The organism is Paenibacillus sp. FSL L8-0435, assembly GCF_037965655.1.
Classification (GTDB): domain Bacteria; phylum Bacillota; class Bacilli; order Paenibacillales; family Paenibacillaceae; genus Paenibacillus.
Window position 1 is genome coordinate 3,882,794 of the sequence record NZ_CP150185.1, and the last position, 24,737, is coordinate 3,907,530.

The following is a 24,737-nucleotide window of genomic DNA, read 5'->3' on the forward strand; positions in this document are numbered from 1 at the left end:
TGAAATATAAAAAGTCTTTCTATAGGTGTACCAATAAACTATTGGCGAATAGAAGAAGCACGGATGATCAGTTCGGTAGGCAACAACGCTCTCGCTGATTCGGTTACCGTTACAACAGAGTTATTCGCTTTATGTGTGTCACCCACAGACTCATGCATAAGCTTCGAAGCTGCAAGTTCACCCATCTCAAAAAATGGAACCCTGACGCTGCTCAGCGGCGGAACCGCCATCTCGGCGGCATCGGAGTCGTCATAACCCACAAATGCCGGAAAATCCGCAGGCCCTATTCCCCGCTCACGCAAACCATGCATGACCCCAATTGCCATCCGGTCATTGGCCGCAAATACAGCATCAATCTCATGTAGACGATCTGCTACAATCTCTGCCGCCTCAATGCCGCTTCGTCTACTATAATTCCCCTCAAGCAATAGACTCGGGTCCAGCTCCATACCTGCTTCTTGCAGGCCAAGACGAACGCCTTCCATTCGCTCCTGGCTGTTGGAATAGCTGTCCGGACCATTGAGAAAAGCGATTTTGCGATACCCCTGATCCGTAAGATGACGTATGGCAAGCCTGCTTCCTTCCACATGATCCGCATCCACTTCCGTGAACGATTGCCCCTCAAAATGCTGATTCATGACACAGAATGGGTGTCCTTCCCGATGAAGCTGCTGCATGGCAGCCAGTTCTTCAGGATCATCTCTGGCACCAAGGATAATGCAGGCGTCCACTTTCTGACGCCGGAACAGATCTGTATAATTCATCACTTCACCGGGTGTTCGGAACATAACCAACAGGTCCATGCCATTGTCTCTGGCTTTGCTCCCAATCCCACTCAGCATTTCCGAGAAAAAATACGCCGAGAACAGATGCGCCTTCGGAACATAAGGTAATACCACGCCAAGATTCCCGCTTTTACTTCTGGCAAAACTGCGAGCAAGAGCGCTGGGCACATAGCCTAACTGTTCGGAAGCTTCAAGAACCTTGCGGCGTGTCTCTTCTTTAATAGGACCTACCCCATTCAGCACCCGGGAGACCGTCGCCTCGGAAACACCCGCAAGATCAGCCACTTCTTTACGAGATGCCATGAATTTCACCCCCTTCTAGCTCACCTATAAATGATATAGTAATTAAAAATCGATATTTATGTACGCGCGTACATTTTCTCATGCCATGTAACCGTTGTCAATGCTTTTAACATAAAAAATAATGAGGGTTTGGGTTAATCCAAGCCCTCATTATTATCATGCCAGAGATGGTACTTTCATTGAATCCGAGCACCTGTAATCTTAGGGGTTCAAGTTACTTATCAAACACACTACAACAATTACGGTTGATCCTATTTGTTCGATTAATTGGAGAGTACAGCTCACAACGTCGTTGTAACGCCAAGATCAACGGAGGATTGGCTGAACTCAGCCTGCTCCTTTGTTTTCGCATGACTCGGAATGCGATCCGAGGGTTCTGGCGTGGATTGGAGCTGTCTTACTTTGTGCAGTACTTCTTTGTTCGGCAGGAAGTGTTGGGAACGAATAAACCGAATTGTTTTGGTTTTGGCACGCATAACAATCGAATCCGTCTCGGCGCGATCATCCGCAAGATACCGTACTCCTCCCAAGATCTCACCTGGCGTCACACCTGTTGCGGCAAAAATGACGTCCTCCGTGCCGATCATATCCTGCATCGTTAACACTTTGTAAGGATTGTCAATTCCCATCTGCAAGCAGCGCTGGAATTCGTCTGCGTTGGCAGGCATCAGGCGACCTTGAATCTCACCCCCAAGGCAAGATAGCGCTGCGGCAGCCAGCACACCTTCTGGCGCTCCTCCAGATCCGACATAGAGATCAATGCCTGCCTCCGGGAAGGCCGGTGCCATCGCCCCAGCAACATCACCGTCACTGAGGAACTTAATTCTCACGCCAACCTTGCGAAGCGTCTTGATGGTGCTCTCATGTCGTACACGATCCAGAATCATCACTGTCAGATCCGAGATGTTTTTGTTCAATGCGGCAGCGGCTTTCTCCAGTGTGACTTCAACCGGGTCTTCAATGCTGACCTTGCCTACAAGCGCAGGCCCTACCGCCAGTTTCTCCATATACATGTCCGGTGCATGGAGCAGGTTACCTTTTCCCGCCACTGCAATAACCGATAGAGCGTTGTTTAGTCCTTTGGCCACGATTTCTGTACCTTCGAGCGGGTCTACAGCCACGTCAACCTCAGGCCCCTCAGCGTTGCCCACTTCCTCGCCGATGTACAACATGGGTGCTTCATCCATTTCTCCTTCACCGATTACCACCGTGCCGCGAATGGACACGGAATCGAACATGGCGCGCATGGCCAAAGTAGCCGCTTCATCTGCACTGTTCTTGTCGCCTCGTCCCATCCAGGGTGCTGAGGCTAACGCAGCCAATTCTGTTACTCTGACAATTTCCAACGCCAGTTCGCGTTCCATTTTTCCCACTTCCTTTCCAATTTCCAAAAGCATAACGTGAAAGCGGTACTAAATCCATCGCAAATCCATATGAAATTGATCTATAGTCGGCGTAGTAGCGCCTTTTTAACGATATATACCTTATTTATCCAATTAATATATGGATCGAATTCGCTCCTTTTTTCGGCTGGTTTTAAGAGTTCAATCCTCCTGATTTCTCACTTGAAATATTAATTTTATTTTCCATTTTCCGCTCAAAAACAAAATAATTCAACATGGTGGATTAACACGTCCGTTTCGTGCGTAAAAAGTTCTTTTAACATGAGGTATATACAACTTATGTACTGATTATTAAGAACGTAACGCTATCTAACAGACTACGAACGAAAACGATTTTCGGCTGACTGTCCAAACGTAGAAATAAACTAATACATTGTATTGATGATCCTTGAGATCAGCCTATTACTTTCACGATTATTGAGCAAAATATTACTACTAATTATGTATTAATCAGGCCTTTAACTTTTGCTAAAGCCATAGATGCAGCTTATGAAGGTCATCGAAAATAATAAGTTTACATAATATTTATTATGTATTAAAATTCATCGATTTCTTCATTTTATGATTCAACAGTTCTGGCAAAACATAAAAAAGCCCGAAAGAATTCTGCTCAATAGCATTTTTCTCCCAAGCTTTTCCCTCGATGATCCAGTTACAATATCTTTTTGGTCATTATCAAATCAATCTGTTCCTCATCTCCCATGTAAAAAGCATGGGCTCCTGTCTGTACAAACCCCATCTTCTCATAAAATGCGATGGCATTTTCATTTTTCTCCCACACGCCTAACCAAATATTCGTTTTGTGATGCTCTGTTGCCATCTCTATGGCTTTAAGGAGCAGTACCTTACCCAGCCCATGTTTTTGGAACTCTTTCTTGATGTATACCCGCTCGATCTCAAGGGATTCCTCCCCCATCTTCTCAGATTGAGCATCATTGATATTCACCTTCATATAACCAGCAACTTGATTGTCGACATAAATAAAAAGAAATTGTGAATCCGCCATGGATAGCTCACTCTCTAATTGTTCCCGATTAAACGCCTTGTTCAGATAAGCATTCATATTTTCAGGCGAATTCTGCGCTTTAAACGTTTCATTAAACGTCTCATAACTAATCTCCTGCAGTTCACACACCTGTTCGATGGTACATATCCCTATACGAATCTTCATCTATAATCACATTCCTTTATCAAGTTAATCATTTGTTGCAAATGCAATAAAAAAGTATTACATTGAATTTAACTCAATTTTGTTGTATTTGCAACATATTATAAAAGAAGAGGTTGAATGAATTGAAATATGTTCTTTTTGTCGCAGGTATTCTAATCTTAACGCTTGGTATTTCCCTTACCATTCAATCTGAACTGGGTACTTCACCGTTTGACGCACTGCTGGTAGGGTTGTCACAACATGTAGGCCTAAGTGTAGGGAGCTGGGAAGTCATCCTTGCTTTCCTGTTAATCGGATGTAATTCGCTGTTGAAGCAGCAAAAACCCGAGTTTTTGGGGCTCGTCACCGCATTCATTACTGGCGTGGGGATTGATATCTGGCTTTATGTATCTGATTTCTTGATTACGCCCGAAGTTTGGTACACCAAATTGATGACTTTTGTCATTGGTTTAGTGATCATCAGTATCGGTACAGCAATCTATTTGCAGACTAACTTCGCACCCATTCCGATTGACCGCTTAACATTAATCCTGCATGAACTCACTCGAACTCCTTTATTTATATCAAGAACATTCATTTACCTTGTATTTTTGATTCTGGCGTTTCTGCTCAGTGGACCGATCGGGCTTGGAACGTTGTTAACCGTATGTTTTGCGGGTCTACTTCTTCAGTTCATCATGGGCCATACGAAAAAGATAATAGATCACATATTAAGAGACATGGATACATCGTCGAGCACTTAGCATGAGAAAGAACATTCGATCTAATGAGTGTACACCGCCTACAAAATAAAAAGCTGGATCAGAGGTTTCAACCCTGATCCAGCTCACTAAACGTTCTTTCTACCTTTTACGGCTCAATTCCCCATACCAGCTGGCCGTTCACATAACCGGTAACCTTATCATGGTTTGCGAACTGACTACCGGATGCCTTGAACGAGTAATCGTTAGTCTGTGTGTAATTCGTCCAATTGTTCTTGGAAAAACGTGCTTGAACCTCTGCGCTCTGGCCTGCATTCAGTGATCCCGCTGCACTTGTAAAGCCCACTTCAAGATAATGATCCGCTCCGGCAACTGGAGTCGCCAGTTTAACGAAATTGCTCGTTACATTCGCACTGCCCATACTGGCCCAGTCGGACCAGAAACTCTGAGCTTCCTCCCCGTCAATGGTATAGTAATACCGGAGTTTTACATCACTCAACGGAATAGCCGAATTGCCTGAGTTGATCAATTTGAACTTGGGTGAGACGCCGTTGGTGGATGCACTTGTATTGCCGTTAAAAGATTGAATCGTCAAATCCCCCGCTGGCACAGTAACCGTGCTATCTACGACGTTCACCGTTAGCACAGCGTCATTTCCTCCATTGAAGTGAAAGGTCAATACGTTCTGGCCCAGGGGAAGCGTCGCAAGGTAGGAATGGTTCAGAACAACAGCAGAGCTGGACGCTGTATAATTCTGACCTGATATAAGCGTAGCATTCCCCTTCGTGATGCTTGTAAGCTGACGGCCATTTAGGGTGAGAGATACGTTAATATCCTGTGACGGAGTCGTCGCTTTATCAAATGTTGCATTCACAGGAGAAATCACAGCATTTGTACCCGGTGTTGAATCCACAATTTTGACTTTTAACACAGGGTCCTGACCTTGATTAAAATCCAAAACAATCGAATGCTCACCAACTGGCAGTGTCGCCAGATAAGCTTTTTTCAGCAGCAATGTGCTTCCGTTCAAAATATAGTCTGTCGTTGCGGTCAACGCATTGTTGCCTGCCCGGAGAGCAGTTAGCGTATTGCCGTTTGCATTCACGGTTACGGTTTTATCGCTTTGATTGGGTGTGTATTTGTCAAATTCAACGTTTGCAGGGGTAATGGATGCACTGGGGTTGGGATTGTTAACCTTTAGATTTGGCAGCTCATCCAACGTAATGACATAATCATTTTGATAGAGCGTTTTCAATGTTGCCGGATAATTAAAAGCAGAACTCATAAGATGCTCGCCATACCAAGGGCAGAAGTACAGCCATCCTGATTTCTCTTCTGTCAGATTTTTCACACTTGGAATGGTATCGTTCTCCGTCATGGCTACCATTTTCGTACCGTTCGTCAACTCAACAAGCTTATAGAATATCGAGGTAATCGCATCCTCATTCGGTACGCCAGACAAACCGTCATAACGGTTGTAGATCGTATTGTATTTGTCGTATCCCACCAGATCTACCTGATCATCTCCCGGATACCAGGCAGGAGAAGTGCTGTATACGTAGCTGTTGTAGGTCCAGATCAGATTATGCAAACCATACGTCTCGGTCAATTCAGTATATAGCAGATCCCATAGCTCTTTGTACACTTCTGCACCTGCCGAAGCCCACCAGAACCATGCCCCTTCCCCGTTCAGCCCGCCGTTGCCTTCTGCTTCATGATACGGACGGAAAAGCACTGGCACGTTGTTGTCCTGCAAAATTAGCAGTTGTTCTGCCAGATCCTCGATGGTCATCATCACGTATTGATACTCTTTGGTACCGGGAATTACCGCATTTGCTGTATTAAAATTCGTTTCTGTTGGCTTGTAGGTCGCCTCTTTCCAATCCACAAAGTCCCCAAGCTCATACGTATTGAAATTACGAGGTACATTGATATGCCAGGAAGCTGTTGCAATACCTTCACGGTTATTCACCCAATCAATCATACGATCGGTTGTACCGTCCTCCCAACCATACAACGGATTATAGTTCATCAGATCAAAGCCACGGATTGCAGGATACTTTCCGGTCAGATCATGAATCCACTCGAATTCAAGCTCTGTATCTCCGTCATTCCCTCCTCCATAGATCTCTTGCTGACCAGAAATAATGTTGTTTCCGTATACCTCCGTTAAATAATTCATCAAAATTTGAGTTTCCGGTGTAGCTTCAGGATCAGTGAGAACTGGTTGTACATTCAAAGGGTCCAAATCCGCATGATCCACTGTAAAAGTATCAAAATACGCGAAGCCCCAGCCAGCCTTCAGCTCAATCGTGTTGGCACCCTGATTCAACTTGTGAAAGCCAAAATCGAAGTCTGACCATGTTGTCGTGTAAGGCAGCATATACGCCCCTTTCGTAACACCATTCACGATTAAATTTTGTGACCTGCCATCTGCACTAAGCTCCTGCATATATCGTGTGGAGATTGCGTACATGCCGGTTTCCGGGACAGTCACTGTGAAGGTTAATGTGCCAGAGTTCTGCATCCAGACAAATCCGGCCCCTGAGAATCCGGGCTTGGGTTGCCCATAGATTGAAGTAACCACTTGAAGATCCGGGGTGAGCTGCGCATCTTCGCTTTCGATGGTGAACAATGGTGTGTCTGCATGAACGGGCGCTGTCATTAATCCAAGCAGTAGGGCCAATGCCAGCATCATTGCGGTTGCCTTTTTGAGCAAATTTTTCATCAATTCCATCTTCCTTCCCAAGTGAAATATGATAATGAAATGTCAATGAACCCATTCATGATGGCGCTTTCATTTTAAACATAGCACGCACACCAATATTTGTAAATATATGGTGAATAAGAATGTTTGAAATTCTTTTGTACCAGTACTTTGAACGCCATTTGTCCATCGTTCCACCAATATTGAAGACAATTCGAAAACGGTTCATTATCTAACCAGTTTCGGGCCTAAACTTCGTCTCCCGTTTGATGAATGTACTTGGCAGAAAACCTACAAAAACAAAAAAAGCATTCCTGGATCGGATGCTTTTTCAAAGTGCGTTTCTTCAATTCATCTTTTTTTATGTCTACGTCCTGCGTTCCGACTCAACTAACGGATTCCTCGGGAGATGTTTCCTTTATCACACAGCGTTCCCCTGCCTTGCGTACCGCCCGAATAATGCCACCGTAACCGGTACAACGACACAGATTCCCGCACAATCCCGTTTCAATCTGTTCTTGAGAAGGCTCAGGATGTGCATCCAGTAATGCCTTGGTTGAGATCACCATGCCCGGAGTACAATAGCCGCACTGAAAACCACCTTCCTCTACAAATGCCTGTTGAATTGGATGCAGAGTGCCTTTCTCCTCGCCGTGCAGACCTTCAATCGTCATAATGTCACTGCCTTCACATTGATAAGCCATGACAAGACAGGAATTCACAGGCTCTCCATTCATCAGAACCATACATGCGCCGCAGCGACCAACTTCGCAGGATACTTTGGTACCCGTTAGCTGCAAATGAGTCCGAAGCACATCGACAAGTCGGGTCGTTTGTGCAATCTCCAGATGTTTCTGCTCGCCATTCACCACGGCTGTCCAGTGATTATCAATTGGCTTACTCATGATGGACTCACTCCTTCCTGCAAAGGTACATTTAAAGGTCTGACCAGTTGTTCCCTCGGTACAGGCAGACGGTTAACCCATACGCCTGTTGCCTGATGAATTGCAGCTGTTATGGCTGGCGCAAGCGCAACGGAGCCAATCTCTCCGATCCCCCTAGGCCCAAACGCATCACCTTCTGGCAAGTCTTCAATTGCCTCAACCTCCAGATTGGTATGAATATCCTGAATGGTTGGGATCAGATACGTGTCGAGGTTGGTGGTTACATAACGGCTGTCCTGCATGACCGCATCCTCGGTTAACGTGAATCCAAGCGCCATGACACTGCCGCCTTCAATCTGTCCGATATAGCCCATAGGGTTGATAACCGGGCCTGCCGCAACAACATGGCGCGTATCAAGAAGCTTGGTTTCTCCGGTCAAAGTATTTACTTCCACCTCTGCCGCAACCGCCGCATACGTATACAGATAATGCCCGCCTACCACATTGTCCGGCGTAGTTGGGTAATCGAACTTTGTATCGAAAATCCATTCATCGGGCTCGCCCTGCATGACAAGCTCCGCATACGAAACCACAGCACATGAGCGAACTCCTTCTTTTGCTGCAGAATCGAACCCAGCTTCAGAATCTTGATCTACTCCCTTCAGCGCCTGCATTTCCTCCTTCTCGCTCGTTCCTGCCCCTTGCCCAGCTGTTTCCACTTCAGGAGTTTCACCAGGAAGCTGGTCTTTACGCCATACACCGCCAGGTCCTGTCACCAGTTGCTCCGCCGGAATGCCCGACATTTCAGACGCGACAGTGAGAACACGGGAACGAAATGGAGTCTGCAAGCGTTGAAGAGCCATCCATGCCATCGTTGTTGAACGTGAAGCTGTGCTTGATCCGCTGTGTGGCACACGATCCGTATCTCCGATGATGATACTGAGATCCGATGTACTGCATTGAAACAGATCACATAACATAATTTCCAGCGTTGCAATAAGCCCCTGACCAAATTCCTCGTAGCTGAACGCCACCTCAATCTTACCTTCGTTGTTCAGGGACAGGCGGCCTCCCGCAGGATCTGGAATGCCATAACCCAGCCCTGCACCATGCATGGCGATGGCTGCTCCGACTCCGCGTTTGATCCACGGCGGCAAAGCAGGATCTGCCGGGGGACTCTGATGTTTTTGCCACAGTTCAGAGCGATCCAATGCCTCCCATACTTGGGACAGTCCATCCGTAACCAGAATGCGTTGATTCAGTGGTCCGGGATCATTTTTTTCCCTCATATTATGTCTGCGGAACTCCCAAGGGCCCATGTTCATGATTGCTGCAAGCCGATCCATCTGGCCTTCCATGGCAAAAATCGCCTGATTCCCGCCAAATCCGCGAAACTCACCTGACAGCCCGTTATTCGTATAGACAGACACACCTTCCACATCCACATTTGGAATGGCATAGGGTCCAAGGCAATGCTCGGTACAGAAGTTCAGCACCGGTGCGCCAAGTGTGGCGTAGGCTCCCGTATCTGCTGTAATGCGGACACGGTGCGCCTGTATGATGCCTTCTCGACTCATGCCCGTCTGCATTTCAATTTTCATCGGATGCCGCTTCAGCCCCGCACGGACGGATTCTTTGCGTGAATTATGCATTTTCACAGGACGACCGCATCTCAAGGCCAGCAATGCACCATAAGGCTGTACGTTTAGTTCATCTTTTCCGCCAAATGAACCACCAATCGGTGAAGACACCACCCGGATATCTTCTTCAGGACAGCCAATAATGCGCGCAAGCTGCATCCGGTCTTTATAGCCATGTTGCGTTGCCGCGTACACATTCAGCCGCCCCTCTTCAACCGGGACAAACAGGCCACCTTCTGTCTCCATGTACGCATGCATCTGACGAGGCGTATAATACGTCTCTGTCACGATATGATCACACGTGGCAAAAGCTTGCTCGGCGTCTCCACGTTTGATCTCCGTGCGATGCAGCACATTACCTGGACCATGCTCATGCAGCTCTGGTGCACCGGGAGCCAATGCAGCATCTGTACTATCCAGCGGCGTGAGTTCTTCATACACTACCCGGATCGCGTCCAGTGCAAACGCCGCACGTTCCGGAGAATCCGCAGCAACCGCTGCAATGGCGTCACCGACATAACGCACAATATCCTCACAGAACACAGGCTGGTCCGGGGTCGCAATGCCAAAACGATTCAGACCAGGCACATCTTTGGAGGTCAGAACCGCATAGACACCTTCCAACGCCTCAGCTTCCGAAGAATCTATAGACAGAATGCGAGCATGAGGATATTCACTTCGCAATACTCTGCCATGAATCATGTCAGGTAGCGTCATATCCGTCAGATATTGAAGCTGGCCTGTTACTTTGGGCGCCCCATCTGGCCGCAGGTGCCAACGTTTCCCGCTCTGTTTCCGGTTCAGCAGCATGATCCCTCTCCCCCTTTGTGTGATCGAAGTCTTCTATTCGTGAAGTGCCTCCCATAGCCCAGCACCAAGCATATTGCCTGCGGTCTGTTTGCGATATTGTTCTGTTGCAAATGCATCACCATACGTTGTAAACTCATCAGCCACAGCAGCTGAAAGAGTCGCGGCTTGCATGACAGAAACTTCGTTACCAAGAAGCTGTTGTTCTGACTCCAGAAGTCGCATCGCCATGCCTGAGCCCCCGCCAGCCGCAATCGCAATCTTGGTCCAGCGGTTATCCGAATCAATCTCACCGTATAACGCAACCGTCACCAGCGATGCACTGAACGTCTCCCGTCGACCCAGCTTGCGATAAAAGGAAACTGCTCGTGCAGCAGGTCTGTACTCACCTTCCACATCAAGCATAGAGGACGGTCTCATCGGAATATGAATCGAGATTAATACGTCCCCTGGATTACGGCTGCCATTCCGTCCATCCTGAAGCCAGGAAGACACACTGCGAATCTCTATTCCGTTGTCAGTCAACCAGTGCAGCTCCGCATCATATACAAGCAAAGCAGGCAACGTATCTCCTACTCCGGATACAATATTCCCGCCAATGGTTGCCATATTTCGAATGGAAGGAGCAGCAATTGCATTCACCGCTTCTTGCAGGATCGGCAGTTGATGCAGCAACACTTGTGCAGCACATTCTTTTAATCGGGTCATGGCTCCAATGACCATCTCGTCTCCACGAGTAGATACACCGCTCATTTCAGGAATACGAGCCAGGCTAATCATGTGTTCAGGCGCTGGAACCAAGCCGCCCTCCCACTGGGTTCTTAGCAATGTTCCACCTGCCGTGAAACAACATATACCCTTGAGTCTACTTCTCAACGTTTGCAGTTCTTGCAGATTCTCAGGCTGCCATACCGATGGCATGGCTCCAGAACCGTATGCCGGTGTTACCATCGCTGCACCCCCTTTCTCTCTCTTCCTTGGGCAGGAAATTCAACCGTCTGATCCAGATAATTCTTCAAATCATATGAGAGTTCAGCAGCAACGTCAATTACCTTTACATCGTTTTGGATAAAAGTATAAAACCTGCGTTCTATTTGTGCTTGATGCATGATGATCTATCGAAAGCTAACACAAACTCTCTTTCACCATACGTGAAAAGAAGACAAACAGGCCAACCAGACTGCCTGGCTGACCTGATCATGTTATTAAATTATACATAGTTAATAATCTTCTCCTGTTATTTAGTCTGTCTGCTGCGATTCATATACATGACTCAGAATGCGTTCCAATTCCGGTTCTGTATCCGCATCCCAGAAACTAGTCTCAGACAGTGGTACATGTACACCTGAATAATTAGCGCTGCGCATAATCTTGCGTGCCCCTTCATCTCCATGTAGAGACAACAGAGGCCCGAACATATGGGAGCGAAAAGCAACAGGCGGCTTGCCTCCCTCACCATCGGTAGCTGCGACATAGTCACATAACTTGTGGGTAGCCAGTGCTCTGGTCACCCGATTGATATCCTGTGCTTGTAATAAAGGCTGATCGCCCAGTAACATGAGAATGCCCTCCGGTTTGTACTCCATGGCCGACAACACGCCAGAATGAAGAGAATTGGCCATGCCGCAGGCATAGTCAGCACAGACCACAATTCGAAGTCTTGCTGTAGGATGATAGGCATACGCGGCAGAATCAAACCATTTTACAGGTAACCATGCCAACGAATCTTCCGGTTTGACCACACAGATCACTTGATCCAACTCGGAATTCAGCGCAGCTTCCAGGGACCAGCCAGCCAGGGACCTCCCGTCTGGCATGACAACCGCGAGTTTATCCCGACCAAGACGACGACTCTTACCTGCTGCCAGAACTATGCCCGTCATTCGCATGTGCAACGCTCCCCTTCTGAACCTCAGAACTCAAGGAAGAGACCTTCTGTTTACATGCGATCAATTCCGCTGCAATGCTGATGGCGATCTGTTCGGGCCCATCTGCTCCGATGCTCAATCCAACGGGAGAATGCACATATTTCAACGGTGGTAAGCCATCCAGCAGACGGGCTGTTCGTGTTTTGGAACCCATGATGCCAAGATACGCGTACTCACAGTCCACTAACATCTCCAACAGTTCACGTTCGCGGGGATAATTATGACTCATTAAAATCAAATAATCTCCTTTGTTCACGTCTAACAGAGGCATGATCTCACGCGGGAATCCCACTACTAGCTCAGCTTCAGGGAATCGTTCCGAGGTGCATAAGGACTCTCGCCAATCCGCTACCACAACACGAAATCCTGCGGATCGGCTAAGTCTGGCAACAGGAATAACATCATTCCCGGCTCCGATGATAATCAGGCGAGGCTTAGGCGTGTACAGCGAAGTGAGTTGTTGCGGAAGGTCCCAGGGATTTGTTGAAACCGTGTTGTTTGTCCCTATTTCAGCATCAGACTCAGAGATATGTTGTGAATCACTGGATAGATGGGAAGAGTGAGATTCGTTTGACGTAGCAGTTACCACTCCAGGCACAAGCGTAAGGCGAGGTGTTTCGGGAGAATGTTGTTTTGATACCGAATGTTCATGCTTGATATTACCACTGCTGTGCTGTACCTCAATTTGCAATGAAGCTGGATTATAATTCGCCACGCGATCATGAGGAGGGACGAGCGAAGGACGCATGATTGCGTGGCGCGGAGTACTCGTTAGTTCAATCCGTTTCCAGCCATATTGAACCTTCGTATAATCATCTTGGAACGTTCGGGTTAACGCTGTTGCAATGCCGGATTGAAAACACTCGTACATCTTATGCAACGTATCTCGGAGTTCACCACACACAGGTTCAAGCAACACAACAACGAGTCCGCCGCAGCCAATCGTCTCCCCCCAGGACAGATCATCTTCGGGACGCATGTCATACTCCGCGAATTCCATCTGGTTTGTATCCAGTACACGGCTCACCCGGGCCTGAAGATCACTCTCCAGACATCCCGGACTGATACTGCCAACCATTTTGCCATCCTCGGTCAACAGCATAGAGACTCCCTGCTTACGGTAAGCATGACCCTCTACCTTGATCGCCGTTGCGAGCACACAGCGCGTTTCACGGGCTGCGATTGCACACAGATCATGCATTTCCATATCGGTCTCCATCCTTTCTGGAATTGCATAAACTTCCTTCGATCAGATACGTTTCATCAATCTCGCAATGCTTTTATCCGACTCACGTAGCACAATGCCACGATCAATCGTCTGAATCTTACGATTCTTGAGTACAATGCTGCCATCAATAATAACGGTATCCACACAGCTACGTGTTGCGGAATACACTACGCGGGAGTAGACATCCGTCTCATAGGAAGGGTACGTGTGGAAATCATCCAGATCCAGCAGCAGCATATCTGCCTTTTTGCCCACTTCGAGACTGCCGATTTCCTTCGACATGCCGAGCACCTCTGCACCGCCCATGGTAGCCATCCGCAATACGGTCCGGGCATCCATCACCGTTGGACCATGAGGAATCTTCTGCATCAGAGCTGTGAGGCGCATTTCCTGAAACATATCCAGATTGTTGTTGCACGCGGCACCATCGGCCCCAATCCCAACCGCGATCTGACGATTCAGCAGATCTGGTATATCGGCTACCCCGGAGGAAAGTTTCATATTCGATCCAGGACAGTGAGTGACTTTGACACCGCGCTTGCGGATGATCTCCTTCTCTTCCTCACTCAGCCATACACAGTGTGCCAGCACCAATCTGGGGGTAGCCAGACCGATATGATCGAGGTATACGATGTTGCGCATTCCGCGTTCGTGTTCGACCAGTTCAATCTCTCCGCGATTCTCGGAGGCATGGGTGTGGACTTTGACATGATATTTATTCGACAGGTCGCGCACCTCTACCAGCAATTCTTCGGTACACGATACAACGAAGCGTGGACAGAAAGCATATTGAATGCGTCCGCCTCCAAAGCCGTTCCATTTCTCCAGCAGATCCACACTCTGTTGCAGCGAAGTCGCTGTATCCTCACGCAGAGGTTCCGGAACCTCGTCCCCATGATCCATCATCACCTTGCCGGAGATGACCCGGATGCCGCTCTGTGCCATCGCCTGAAACGCCGAGTCCGTGTGATGAACCGTCTCCATATCCAGAATGGTCGTGGTTCCGCTGGAGATTAATTCGCCAAGTCCAAGCATTGCCGAATAATAGACGGACTCCTCATCATGCGCTGCTTCCAGCGGCCAGATGCGTTGACGGAGCCAATCCATCAGTTCCAGATCATCCGCACGTCCACGGAACAAGGTCTGACACAGATGAATATGCGTCTGGATGAAACCTGGCAACAGCACTTTGCCACGAGCATCAATGACCTGGTCAGCCTGAACGCCAATGTGCGCTGCGACCTCCTTGATTTTATTATCCTCGATCAATAGATCTCCGATGAACACTTCCTCTTCTGCATTCATCGTCACAAGCTGTGCGCCTTTCAGCAGGATCGTTCCCATGCCAATCTCCCCTATCTGTGTCTGTCTATATAGTACAACTCATACATATTTACACTTTCACTCCAATGACAGACTAACCTTCTGATCGCTGTCTGTTACCATCCAATAGCCATACCGTCGCCTCTAGGGTCTGCTGCGCCGCTGATCATGCCGTCCTCCCGAATGACAATGCCTTGCGACTGTCCCATAATACCGTCCCACGGCGCTCTCGCTTCAACGTTATGTCCCCACTGGGCAAGGGTTGCACATACGTCATCATGATATCGGTTCTCCACACGCATCGTATCACCTTCTTCGCCCCAGGTACGTCCGTACACCCAACGCGGCAGGCTAATCGCTTCCTGAATGTTCAGCCCATAATCAAGCACTCCGGTAAGCACCGATAATTGTGTTTGCGGCTGGCCTTCTCCCCCCTGTGTACCCACGAGCATATAAGGTTTGCCATCTCGTGTAACAAGGCCCGGCATGAGGGTGTGGAATGAGCGTTTGTTCGGTTCCAGTACGTTGGCATCTCTCTGATCTAGGGAGAAAAACGACCCCCGGTTCTGCATGATAACCCCCGTATCCCCTGGGACATAGGCTGCACCAAAGTCAAAATACAGGCTTTGGATGAATGAAACGGCATTGCCTTCGCTATCCACAACCGCTGCATACGCCGTGTCCTGACCTATCGTTTTGGACAAAAATGGCTGTGCCACAGGTGGAGCAGCCTGAATCTCATTCCACAATTGGTCTCCATAACCCTTGGATAACAGATGATCCAGCGGAATGTCCCTGAAATCTGGGTCCGTCAGATAACGGTCACGATCACGAAACGCCTTTTTCACCACTTCCGCCATCAGATGATAGAATTCCGGTGAGGTACGTGCTACAGAGGACAGATCCGTATGCTCCAGCATATTTAACATCATCAGCATCGAGAATCCCTGCGAGTTGGGCGGCATCTGATGAACTTCATAGCCACGATACTCCGTGCTAACGGGTTTCACCCACTCGCCCCGATGCCCTGCAAAGTCTGCTGGTGCAAGCATGCCCCCATCCTCACGAATAGCCGAAGTCAGACGATTCGCGAGTTCTCCTGTATAAAAAGTATCTCGACCTTCCGTCTGAATCAGACGAATGGAGGCAGCAAGATCAGGCTGGATCAGCAGCTCACCTTCCTGCAAAAGTGTACCCAAAGGCGCAAATACCGCTCTCAGCGGTGTATGCCCCATAATGAACTCTTCATCCCTTTCCATCCACAGGCGGAGATTCCGGGATACAGGACATCCTTTTTCCGCATACTGCGCGGCAGGTTCAAGCAACAGCTCCCAAGGTAACTTACCGTACCGGGACCAGACTTCCCACCAGGCATCCACCATTCCCGGAACCGTGATGGCACTAAGTACACCGCGCTGAGGGATGGCTTTCATGCCCATCGCTTTGAACGTATCCGCATGAATGCCTGCGGCTGAGCGGCCACTTCCGTTATAGGCGGTAATCTCACCACTGGCTCCGTCATGAATCAGGAAGAAGGCATCCCCTCCAAGTCCGGTCATATGCGGATATACCACACCCAGTGCTGCACTGACCGCAACAGCGGCATCATAAGCATTCCCGCCCTTCTGGAGGATAGAGCTTCCAACTGCACTCGCCAGATAATGAGGAGAGGTGACCATGACCTCTCTGGAGATTGGCATCTGGTTTAACATAAAGCGCCCTCCTTCCCTGCATACACATCCAATGCTGCCTGCACTGCTTCACCGGCAGGTAGTACATGTCGATGACGTAATAGAACAGCTTCCAGCGCTCCGAGCACATGAAGTACGTTTTTGCGCTGGCAGCTGAATCCCATTGTACCGATCCGCCAGATTTGTCCTTTCAACGGTCCAAATGAACTGGCAATCTCAATACCAAAATCGTTCAGCAACATGCTGCGCACCGACTCACCATCAATCCCCTCCGGAATCGTGATACAAGTGACCACCGGAAGTTTGCTTGACATATCCCCGTACAGTTGCAGTCCCATTCCCTGAATTCCAGCGACCAACGCACGTTCATTTACCAGATGTCTCTGGAACCTGGCCTCCAATCCTTCTTGCAGCAGAATGCGTAATCCTTCGTGAAGACCGTAGAGCATGGAGGTAGCCTCCGTATGATGGTTCAACCGTGCCGAACTCCAGTAATCCTGCAATTGGCTCAGGTCAAAATAATTACTGGCAATCGTGCAGCCTTCTGCCCGCGCACTGGTTGCATCCCGCAGTCCGCGTTCAACTGTTTTGCGGCTCATCAGTTTCTGCTCCACACGACTGTTGTACGTAAGAGGTGCCATCCCTGAAGGAACGGACAGGCATTTCTGCGTGCCGCCCATTACCGCATCTAGATGCCAGGCATCCGTCTCCACCGGAGTTCCACCAATGGTAGCCACAGCATCCACGACGAGTAAAATATCAAGGTCGCGACAGGCTTTGCCAATCTCGGCAAGGGGCTGCATCTGACCGGTGGAAGTCTCACCGTGAACCATCGCAACCAGACTCGGTTTATGGGTATGAATAGCCTTGATCACTTCTTCTGGATCAAATACCGTTCCCCATTCCGTTTCAAAAAAAACAACCTCGGCACCACAGCGTTCCGAGATTTCAACCAGCAAATGTCCAAATCGTCCGTAGATCGGGACGAGAACTTTGTCACCGGGCTGAATCAGACTGACCAACACAGCTTCAATCCCTGAACGGGATGTACCATCGACTGGATAACACCACTCGTTATCTGTCATATATAACTCTCGTAGCATCGCCATCGTCTCGTTCATCAAAGATGTGAACTCCGGGTCAAACTGCCCCAGGATCGGAAAAGATAATGCTCTAAGTACGCGTGGATCAACCTCAACGGGGCCCGGGGTCATAATGGTCCGCAAGGACGGAGATAACTCTTTATAGTTGGACATCTGCATTCAACTCCCGTAACCGTATTTATAGAGTAGCCGGACCAGAACCCGAAAACCGTGCATCAGGTCTGCTTCAGCTGTATATTCAAGTGGATTATGACTGATACCGTCCTGACTCGGCACAAAAATCATGGCCGTTGGACAAGCCGGCTGAAAAATCTGCGAATCATGTCCCGCGCCGCTTGGCATTAACCAGTAGGACAACTGCTCCTGCTCACAGGTATCCTGAATGTCTGAGATCATCTGCGCATTCATGGGGATGGGTGTGACAGATAGATGTTCTTCCCAGTCCAGTCCAAGCTGCTGCTCGGCTGCGATTCGACTAAAAGCTTGAAGCATATCCTGCCAGCAGCGATCAATACTCTCCTGCCGGATATGGCGGATATCCAGTGAAAACACCGTCCGGGCTGCAACCACGTTCCCAACACCCGGATCGGCCGTGATTCGCCCAACCGTGGCTACGAGCGGTTCGCCTGCATCCAATGCAATACTCCTTACCGCAGTAATCATCTCGGCTGCTCCGGCAAGTGCATCCTTGCGCCAGGACATCGGCGTCGTCCCTGCGTGATTCGCTTCCCCGCTCACGGTGATACTGAACCGCTTCTGACCTACAATGTCGGATACAACTCCAATCGAATGTCCAAGACGTTCCAGAACCTGACCTTGCTCAATGTGAAGCTCAATAAAGGCACCGTAATTTTTCGCAACAGGTCTATATGCACTATCAGGTCCAAAACCCGCATCGCGGATTGCTTGTGCAAAGGTAACGCCGTCTTGATCCTTCAAATGCTCTACATCTTCCAGAGACGTTATTCCTGTTATACTGCGTGAACCCCAATACGCAAAAGGGAATCGACTTCCCTCTTCTTCGCATAACGATACCACTTGAAGTGTGCGCTTCGGTGCTCCGAAATGCTTCTGTAAATATTCCAAAGCAAGGACACCCGCCACCACACCGTAAGCACCATCATATTTACCGCCGTGCACCACAGTATCAATATGTGATCCGGTCACAATCGGTAATGCTTCTGCACCAGTTGTTGATTCCTTGCCCTCGCCCTTCAATGTCCCATATAGATTACCAGACTGGTCAAACTCGGGAGACAGTCCTTTCTCCTGCATCTTGGCTGCAAGGGCACCCTGTGCTTCACACCAAGCCGAGTCATACAACAGTCGTGTAACGCCACCCTGTGCATCCGCACCATATGTCGACAGCCAGTCAAGCATGGCTTGCAGCTCCACCTGTTCTACATTTGGCAAAGGAATAGGCGGATTATTCGTACCGCATGACCGGTATACTCCAGACTCTGTCATGGCGCCTCCTCCGTTCCCACCTCGATGGGACTTGAGGAGTAGGCTACGATGTGCCGCCCGATAGGTTCAGGAGATAATCCGCATTCCGAGTTATATACCTTCTGCCCACGGCAGAACACGTCTGTAATGCAACAGTTAAATGTACGTCCCACATAAGGGCTCTGTTTATGCGTGTAGAGCAGATCCTCCGTGTTCAGGGTTGTGCTCTTCTCCCAGTCAATCAGGACCAGATCTGCATCCTTGCCAATCGCAATCTCTCCTTTGCTCTCCAGACCAAGCCTTCTGGCAGGTTGCAAGGAGAGCACTCTTCCGAGCAACGGGAGGTCGATATTACGCTGAAGATGTCCATCCTCCAGCATGATTAGCAGTGTGCTTTGCGCCCCGGATATACCGCCCCAGATTTCGAAGAAGTTATCAGATTGTTTCATGGATCGCGGACATGGAGAATGGTCCGAGGCAATACCATCAATCAATCCCGAAGTCAGTGCATCCCATAACTGCTCTTGCTCGCAAGAGCTGCGAAGCGGTGGAGCACATTTCGCTACAGCACCTAATCGGACCACATCCTGATCGGTCAGCGTCAGATAATGAGGGCATGTCTCCGAAGTGACATCCTGCCCACGCCGTTTTGCTTCTGCAATCAAGTCCAGTGCTTCCCGGGTGCTAATATGCACAAAATGCAGCGCACAACCGGTCAGTTCACCATACTTCAACGCCCGGGCAACCGCGACGACTTCAGCTTCCACAGGACGGGATCGGATATAATCCATCGGTTCAGTCTTTCCCTCCGCAATGCTTCTCGCAGCGAGTTCGGCAACGATGCCTTCGTCCTCTGCATGAAGTGCCAGCACACGGTTTAATTTGGCAAGCTCATGCATTCCGTCCAGCAATGTATGGTCATCGGCTCTGGCAAAGAGGTCTTCCCCATCTCCACCCGGCTCAGACATAAATGCCTTGAACCCGGCAGCACCCAACCCTGCCAGTGGAGCAAGTTCGCCACGATTGCCGGGAACCAAACCTCCCCAGAACGCATAATCAACATAAGATTGGTCTGCAGCTGCTTTCTTTTTCATCTCCCATGCTTCCGGCCTCGTGGTTGGTGGTACGCCGTTAAGTGGCATATCGACATAGGTTGTGATTCCCCCTGCGGCAAGGGCTGCCGAACCCGATCGAAATCCCTCCCAACTGGCGAGTCCAGGTTCATTGAAGTGTACATGAATGTCCACGACACCCGGCATCACTGTAAGGCCCTCAGCTTCTATGATCCAAGTCGCTTCACCAGCGGTAAGCCACGTGGATAGTTCCGTTATTTTCTCACCAGTAATGCCAATATCCAGTTGCTCTACCCGATCTTTCAGCACCACCCGGGCCCCCCGGATGATGGTATCAAATGTTGTCATGTGGATGACCCTCCCCCTGAATCAGAACCGGATGTGTGCATATTCAGCTTCCCCGGTATGTACTGTAACCTCCTGGAGCAATCAATAATGGAATATGGTAATGGCTTGAGGCATCAGATACGGCAAAACGAATCGGAACAATCGTCCATAATGCTTGGCCTAGCTCCTCCAACGAACGCTGTGCGTAATAACTCTCGACATGGAATTGAAGCTCATATATGGCTGACTCCAACTTGCCTCCATCCAGCAGCGGTGCATCCAAACGTCCATCCGCATTGGTCACCGACTCAGCCACTTTTAGCTTGCTTTCCTGTTCTCCATCCCTCTTCAGGGTATACAGCTCGATCCGAACACCCGCAGCAGGGACGCCTTTGGATGTATCCAGCACATGTGTTGTAATTCGTCCACCAGATATCGACATCAGACGTCACCTTCTTTCCCGGCGTTACGGCCGTCTGTTCCCAGATCATCCCTTGTCATCGAGAAACCCTGGAATCCATATGGTGGTCTCGGCTCGGTAAATACTTTGCCTTCTCCCTCTTTCACTCCCTCCAGCACTGTCTCCCAAGTCCGATTGTTGGACTCAAACGAAACCTCACTCAGTTGCTCAAATCGACTTAATAACCTTCGTCCAATCTGGTAGATCAGATGTTGAATGGAAGCGGATCGACACTCATGAAATACCGCAGCAGCCAAATCTCTGACCTGTTCCGCCGCTACATACCGTCCACGCTGATCGTCCATGCCATCTCTCGGATCTTCATAACGCCAATTGATGTTCAGGAAAATAAATAACGGTCGATCCCTTGTCTCTGGAAGAGTGGTATATTCATCCTGCATAAATCCGGCAAATTCACTGCCTTTGACCTTGATCAGTCTCAGATCGGCTACACCACTGAAATGGTTGCTGAGTTCAATCGAGTCTCCTGTTCGTTCTGCTTCCACGGCAGCTGTGGCACGATCATTCTGCGAATAACGAAATACGAGCGCACTCGGCCGATAACTTCCTTCTAATCCAATGGGTATATCTTCAAACGGAATCTGGTCCGCTGTCATCTGAACCTTGCTCATCTGCGGATACGTCTCCAGGAAACGCCGACTTACCAGCGCAAGAAACCCTTCCACCGTCGCACCTGTGTAGTCCGCTGCATGTTTGAGAATGAAATTTTTCATCGAATCGGTTGCCACCACCAGCGAATTATCCCCTTCTGCAAAAGAAGGCAAGAATTCATCGCCCTGCACAGCCACCTTGATGTTCAATCCAAACAGAATATTGCTGCGTCCCATGAACGGAGATTCCGGAATGGACTGTATACCCGTCAACGGTTTGGCGTAGGAACGGTACATCCACACATCCCCTTTGCCGTAATACATTGTCCGCTGCTGCACTGTGGCTGGTTTGTTCACAAACTCATGCTCATGACCGATCTGTGCAAGCCACTGCTCCAAGCGAATGCCCGCAATCTTGAATACTTCCTTCAAGGCAGTCTCGAATTCTTCTTCCTTGCCTCGGCAATGACGTTGCCGCATGGATTCGAGGATGGAGCTTGCGGTATGGCCTTTTACGGCTAATATGAATGGAAAACCAAATTGGCTTGTATATGCTTTGTTTAATTGTTGAAGTTCGTTGTATTGCTCTTGTGAGAGTGAATCAAGTCCTGCACCAGCCTGCTCCTGAACGGAGTTGCTGCTCATGCTGATTCGTGCTCCAAGATCCGGGTGATTTCGAAGCAACTGTAACTTCACCTGGTCATCCGATGCCTGAACCACGTTTTTCATCACTTTCATCATCTGTTCCAATGAATCAAAAGGTCGTAAAAGCCCGGCACGCTCAGCCACCCATGGTGATTCCTCAAATAAGCCGCCAAACGTATGCACGAACTGTGTGATAGACCAGTTGTTAACAAGTTTAATTAAGTCACTCATGTTAGAACCTCCGGTCTGTTGTGGATTATTGTTCTTCATTCTAAGTGCCGTTCAATGTCGCGACAACAATATTTACGCAATTTTGTAATATAACATAACATCAGAGTTGTGATTTGTTTGCTGTGCACGGGAAAATCAACTTTTGTGGTCCTCAAACATGAAAAAACCGCATTCCATCAAGGGAATGCGGTTCTCGGGGGTATGACCCGTTAGCATTGTCATGTTGCACAATGTGCGGTCTAGAGTTGGACATTGTGCGGTCTTGCAGCTACTTTGTCCCGCACGAACTTGCGAAAGGTAAATACCAGCTTTAACTTAAGAAGGTCATTCGTTTTCTTAAAGTCCATTTGCAGCAAGCTGCCGACTTTCTCCATCCGATAGGTAACGGTGTTGCGATGCACAAACAGCTGCTTGGCAGCTTCATTGATCAGCCCGTCATTCTCAATAAAGGACTCCAATGTATTCATCAGCACCTGATTGGGGTCACCGTCCCTGGCAAGTAGTGGTTCGAGTACTTTATTGCAGTAGTTCTCCATGATGTTATCCGGTACGTGTTGGAACACATAGGCAAATTCGAGCATTTCAAATTGCAACGCACGGTCTTTCATGCCGAATCGACGAGCCAGTTGTCGTGTATCCAGACACTCCTGGTATGCTTCACGGAGCGATTTGGGTTCATGTTTCATTTTGCTGATCCAGAAACGCGGAGCCGGTGCCCCTTTTGCTTCTTGTGCTGCCAGTACATCACCGAAACGGCTCAAGAGAAAACTTGACAGCTCCTCTCCATAATCTCGCCCTGTTGGGCAGGTGTAGATGGACAGAATGCCATCCTCAATCTGAAAATGCTGTGAAGCCGTGAATTGCATCAGCGGATTATACTGTAATTCGCGATGAATCTGTTTAAGCAGCTTCCCCTCGGCAAATACAGTCGGCTCAAGTGTGATCAATACGCACTGATAAGTTCCCTGGAATAGATGTACACCTTTGTTTTCACTCATGGTGGTTAATTCCTGCACGGTCATTTTGTTATCCAAATACTGTGTAAGCAGCGTACGCATCTCATCTTGCACGGTCGGATTAATATGCTCACGATAAGTCATATCCATATAAAATGCCAGTACATCCGCAGCCTGCTGGAACAGCTCTTCCTCCGCTCGAAGGGATAAGGCTGAATCGGTAAACACAAGCAACGATCCGTATTCTTCATCATTTTGTTTAATCGGTACACGATGACAACTTCCCTGATTCCATTTCACTCGGTGCATGACGGATTTCCAAGGCCAGCCTTGGGTTACAGCATCCCCTGCGATGCCTTCACTACCGTACAGCACATGCCCTCGAGAACCAATGACGGCAAGCGGATAGTTCAGCACCGTGGCAAGTTCGGCAAACACATTCCGATGTGGTTGCTGTTGCAGTGCAAACTGCATTAATTTTTTCTGCTTTTGCACGACCTCATGCAGCAATCGGTTGCTACGTTCATGTTCAGCCTTGAACAAGGCATTCATCTGGTCCGAGAAGGTGAATTGAAAGGGGAGCTCAAGCAGCGGCAAACGAAGCCGATCAGCTTCCTCGACAATACCTTGGGGAATGGACTGCCAGAAACGTCCCAGCTTGATGCCGAGTCCTGCACAGCCGCGTTCATTCAAGCGCCGCATCAAACGTAATGCATCCGTCTCACTGTCTTTCATAATAAAAGCGGTGGTGAACAACATTTCTCCGGATTTGATCCAATCCGCGATATCAGGAGCGTCCATGACGTTAACGGATTTCATCATCCGTGAAGTCCCTTCCCCACCCGCAACCAGTTTGGCCTCTGACAACGGGTATACCTGTAAAGCCTCTTTAACCGTAAGTTGCATGGACACTACCTCCCATATATATAACACAATATAATGTCATTCTGGTTAACGAAACTAAATTTCGCATGATTTTTCTAATTAAATCCATATTTATGCATTTAACTTTTATTTGTTGTTAAGTATTATAACATCAATTTTCTAAATAAAGCTTACACGGCAAAAAAATAAAACCTATGACCTAATTACAGCGCAATTTACTGTAATCGGCATAGGTTTTTATAAGTTACTATGATCCACATAACGTTGAAGTAATCCATTTACACGATAACGGAGAGGGCAGAAAAAACCTGAAAAAGCGAAGCGTTCGCCTTTATCCCCGGATTCTCCCCTTTGAAAAAGGGAATCGAAAAAATCTGGGGATAACAGCGATTGGAGGGTTGTTCTGTCATCGTAGTGTCAGTGTAAATA

The 24,737-nt window shown here is 48.6% G+C and carries 19 protein-coding genes; 1 reads left to right on the top strand and 18 read right to left on the bottom strand.

What is annotated here, in order from left to right:
- Positions 1-38: 38 nt before the first annotated feature.
- The 3 genes from NST33_RS16790 to NST33_RS16800 form a co-directional block, all read right to left on the bottom strand.
- Entirely contained in the window at positions 39-1,088 is a 1,050-nt protein-coding gene (locus NST33_RS16790; RefSeq protein ID WP_221821540.1) for a LacI family DNA-binding transcriptional regulator, read from the bottom strand.
- 281 nt (positions 1,089-1,369) lie between these two features.
- Positions 1,370-2,452, bottom strand: coding sequence for a class II fructose-bisphosphatase (glpX, locus tag NST33_RS16795; RefSeq protein ID WP_076217229.1), 1,083 nt, complete (start codon positions 2,450-2,452; stop codon positions 1,370-1,372).
- A gap of 691 nt (positions 2,453-3,143) precedes the next feature.
- Complete coding sequence (locus NST33_RS16800; protein ID WP_221821542.1) at positions 3,144-3,662, bottom strand: GNAT family N-acetyltransferase; 519 nt, start codon at positions 3,660-3,662, stop codon at positions 3,144-3,146.
- 122 nt (positions 3,663-3,784) lie between these two features.
- Between NST33_RS16800 and NST33_RS16805 the strand changes: the two genes are divergently transcribed.
- Positions 3,785-4,405 carry a YitT family protein gene (locus NST33_RS16805; RefSeq protein ID WP_221821543.1) on the top strand — a complete coding sequence of 207 codons (621 nt, stop codon included), beginning with the start codon at positions 3,785-3,787 and terminating at the stop codon, positions 4,403-4,405.
- Between the two features lie 106 nt (positions 4,406-4,511).
- Here the strand turns inward: NST33_RS16805 and NST33_RS16810 are convergent, their stop codons facing one another.
- The 15 genes from NST33_RS16810 to NST33_RS16880 form a co-directional block, all read right to left on the bottom strand.
- Entirely contained in the window at positions 4,512-7,091 is a 2,580-nt protein-coding gene (locus NST33_RS16810) for a X2-like carbohydrate binding domain-containing protein (protein ID WP_339304098.1), read from the bottom strand.
- Positions 7,092-7,456: 365 nt separating this feature from the next.
- Positions 7,457-7,975, bottom strand: coding sequence for a (2Fe-2S)-binding protein (locus NST33_RS16815; protein WP_221821545.1), 519 nt, complete (start codon positions 7,973-7,975; stop codon positions 7,457-7,459).
- On the bottom strand, positions 7,972-10,404 hold the full coding sequence (locus tag NST33_RS16820) for a molybdopterin cofactor-binding domain-containing protein (RefSeq protein ID WP_339304100.1): 2,433 nt from the start codon (positions 10,402-10,404) through the stop codon (positions 7,972-7,974). Before NST33_RS16820 ends, NST33_RS16815 begins: the two co-directional genes overlap by 4 nt.
- 33 nt (positions 10,405-10,437) lie before the next feature.
- Positions 10,438-11,352, bottom strand: a complete 915-nt coding sequence (locus NST33_RS16825) for an FAD binding domain-containing protein (RefSeq protein ID WP_339304102.1) — start codon at positions 11,350-11,352, stop codon at positions 10,438-10,440.
- Positions 11,346-11,510, bottom strand: coding sequence for a hypothetical protein (locus tag NST33_RS16830; RefSeq protein ID WP_221821548.1), 165 nt, complete (start codon positions 11,508-11,510; stop codon positions 11,346-11,348). The genes NST33_RS16825 and NST33_RS16830 overlap by 7 nt, the downstream gene beginning before the upstream one ends.
- A gap of 132 nt (positions 11,511-11,642) precedes the next feature.
- Positions 11,643-12,290, bottom strand: a complete 648-nt coding sequence (locus tag NST33_RS16835; protein ID WP_221821550.1) for a nucleotidyltransferase family protein — start codon at positions 12,288-12,290, stop codon at positions 11,643-11,645.
- Positions 12,256-13,536, bottom strand: coding sequence for an XdhC family protein (locus tag NST33_RS16840; RefSeq protein ID WP_339304105.1), 1,281 nt, complete (start codon positions 13,534-13,536; stop codon positions 12,256-12,258). Before NST33_RS16840 ends, NST33_RS16835 begins: the two co-directional genes overlap by 35 nt.
- A 42-nt stretch (positions 13,537-13,578) precedes the next feature.
- Positions 13,579-14,901, bottom strand: a complete 1,323-nt coding sequence (locus NST33_RS16845) for a 5'-deoxyadenosine deaminase (protein WP_339304107.1) — start codon at positions 14,899-14,901, stop codon at positions 13,579-13,581.
- Between the two features lie 95 nt (positions 14,902-14,996).
- Complete coding sequence (gene ggt / locus NST33_RS16850) at positions 14,997-16,592, bottom strand: gamma-glutamyltransferase (protein ID WP_339304109.1); 1,596 nt, start codon at positions 16,590-16,592, stop codon at positions 14,997-14,999.
- Entirely contained in the window at positions 16,586-17,827 is a 1,242-nt protein-coding gene (locus NST33_RS16855) for an alanine--glyoxylate aminotransferase family protein (RefSeq protein ID WP_339304111.1), read from the bottom strand. The genes ggt and NST33_RS16855 overlap by 7 nt, the downstream gene beginning before the upstream one ends.
- Positions 17,828-17,833: 6 nt before the next feature.
- The gene (locus NST33_RS16860) at positions 17,834-19,141 is read right to left on the bottom strand and encodes a Zn-dependent hydrolase (protein WP_221821557.1); all 1,308 of its coding nucleotides are present in this window, start codon (positions 19,139-19,141) and stop codon (positions 17,834-17,836) included.
- Positions 19,138-20,541, bottom strand: coding sequence for an allantoinase AllB (gene allB / locus NST33_RS16865; RefSeq protein ID WP_339304113.1), 1,404 nt, complete (start codon positions 20,539-20,541; stop codon positions 19,138-19,140). Before allB ends, NST33_RS16860 begins: the two co-directional genes overlap by 4 nt.
- A gap of 43 nt (positions 20,542-20,584) precedes the next feature.
- Positions 20,585-20,962 (bottom strand): hydroxyisourate hydrolase, encoded by a 378-nt coding sequence (uraH, locus tag NST33_RS16870; protein ID WP_221821561.1) that lies wholly within the window; start codon positions 20,960-20,962, stop codon positions 20,585-20,587.
- Positions 20,962-22,467, bottom strand: coding sequence for a factor-independent urate hydroxylase (gene pucL, locus NST33_RS16875; protein WP_221821564.1), 1,506 nt, complete (start codon positions 22,465-22,467; stop codon positions 20,962-20,964). Before pucL ends, uraH begins: the two co-directional genes overlap by 1 nt.
- A 239-nt stretch (positions 22,468-22,706) precedes the next feature.
- Complete coding sequence (locus NST33_RS16880) at positions 22,707-24,329, bottom strand: PucR family transcriptional regulator ligand-binding domain-containing protein (RefSeq protein ID WP_339304118.1); 1,623 nt, start codon at positions 24,327-24,329, stop codon at positions 22,707-22,709.
- Between the last annotated feature and the right edge of the window lie 408 nt (positions 24,330-24,737).

Excerpts from the sequence above, each read along its gene's own strand:
- NST33_RS16790 (WP_221821540.1), bottom strand. The coding sequence starts at position 1,088 with ATGGCATCTCGTAAAGAAGTGGCTGATCTTGCGGGTGTTTCCGAGGCG.
- glpX (WP_076217229.1), bottom strand. The coding sequence starts at position 2,452 with ATGGAACGCGAACTGGCGTTGGAAATTGTCAGAGTAACAGAATTGGCT.
- NST33_RS16800 (WP_221821542.1), bottom strand. The coding sequence starts at position 3,662 with ATGAAGATTCGTATAGGGATATGTACCATCGAACAGGTGTGTGAACTG.
- NST33_RS16810 (WP_339304098.1), bottom strand. The coding sequence starts at position 7,091 with ATGAAAAATTTGCTCAAAAAGGCAACCGCAATGATGCTGGCATTGGCC.
- NST33_RS16815 (WP_221821545.1), bottom strand. The coding sequence starts at position 7,975 with ATGAGTAAGCCAATTGATAATCACTGGACAGCCGTGGTGAATGGCGAG.
- NST33_RS16820 (WP_339304100.1), bottom strand. The coding sequence starts at position 10,404 with ATGCTGCTGAACCGGAAACAGAGCGGGAAACGTTGGCACCTGCGGCCA.
- NST33_RS16825 (WP_339304102.1), bottom strand. The coding sequence starts at position 11,352 with ATGGTAACACCGGCATACGGTTCTGGAGCCATGCCATCGGTATGGCAG.
- NST33_RS16830 (WP_221821548.1), bottom strand. The coding sequence starts at position 11,510 with ATGCATCAAGCACAAATAGAACGCAGGTTTTATACTTTTATCCAAAAC.
- NST33_RS16835 (WP_221821550.1), bottom strand. The coding sequence starts at position 12,290 with ATGCGAATGACGGGCATAGTTCTGGCAGCAGGTAAGAGTCGTCGTCTT.
- NST33_RS16840 (WP_339304105.1), bottom strand. The coding sequence starts at position 13,536 with ATGGAAATGCATGATCTGTGTGCAATCGCAGCCCGTGAAACGCGCTGT.
- NST33_RS16845 (WP_339304107.1), bottom strand. The coding sequence starts at position 14,901 with ATGGGAACGATCCTGCTGAAAGGCGCACAGCTTGTGACGATGAATGCA.
- ggt (WP_339304109.1), bottom strand. The coding sequence starts at position 16,592 with ATGTTAAACCAGATGCCAATCTCCAGAGAGGTCATGGTCACCTCTCCT.
- NST33_RS16855 (WP_339304111.1), bottom strand. The coding sequence starts at position 17,827 with ATGTCCAACTATAAAGAGTTATCTCCGTCCTTGCGGACCATTATGACC.
- NST33_RS16860 (WP_221821557.1), bottom strand. The coding sequence starts at position 19,141 with ATGACAGAGTCTGGAGTATACCGGTCATGCGGTACGAATAATCCGCCT.
- allB (WP_339304113.1), bottom strand. The coding sequence starts at position 20,541 with ATGACAACATTTGATACCATCATCCGGGGGGCCCGGGTGGTGCTGAAA.
- uraH (WP_221821561.1), bottom strand. The coding sequence starts at position 20,962 with ATGTCGATATCTGGTGGACGAATTACAACACATGTGCTGGATACATCC.
- pucL (WP_221821564.1), bottom strand. The coding sequence starts at position 22,467 with ATGAGTGACTTAATTAAACTTGTTAACAACTGGTCTATCACACAGTTC.
- NST33_RS16880 (WP_339304118.1), bottom strand. The coding sequence starts at position 24,329 with ATGCAACTTACGGTTAAAGAGGCTTTACAGGTATACCCGTTGTCAGAG.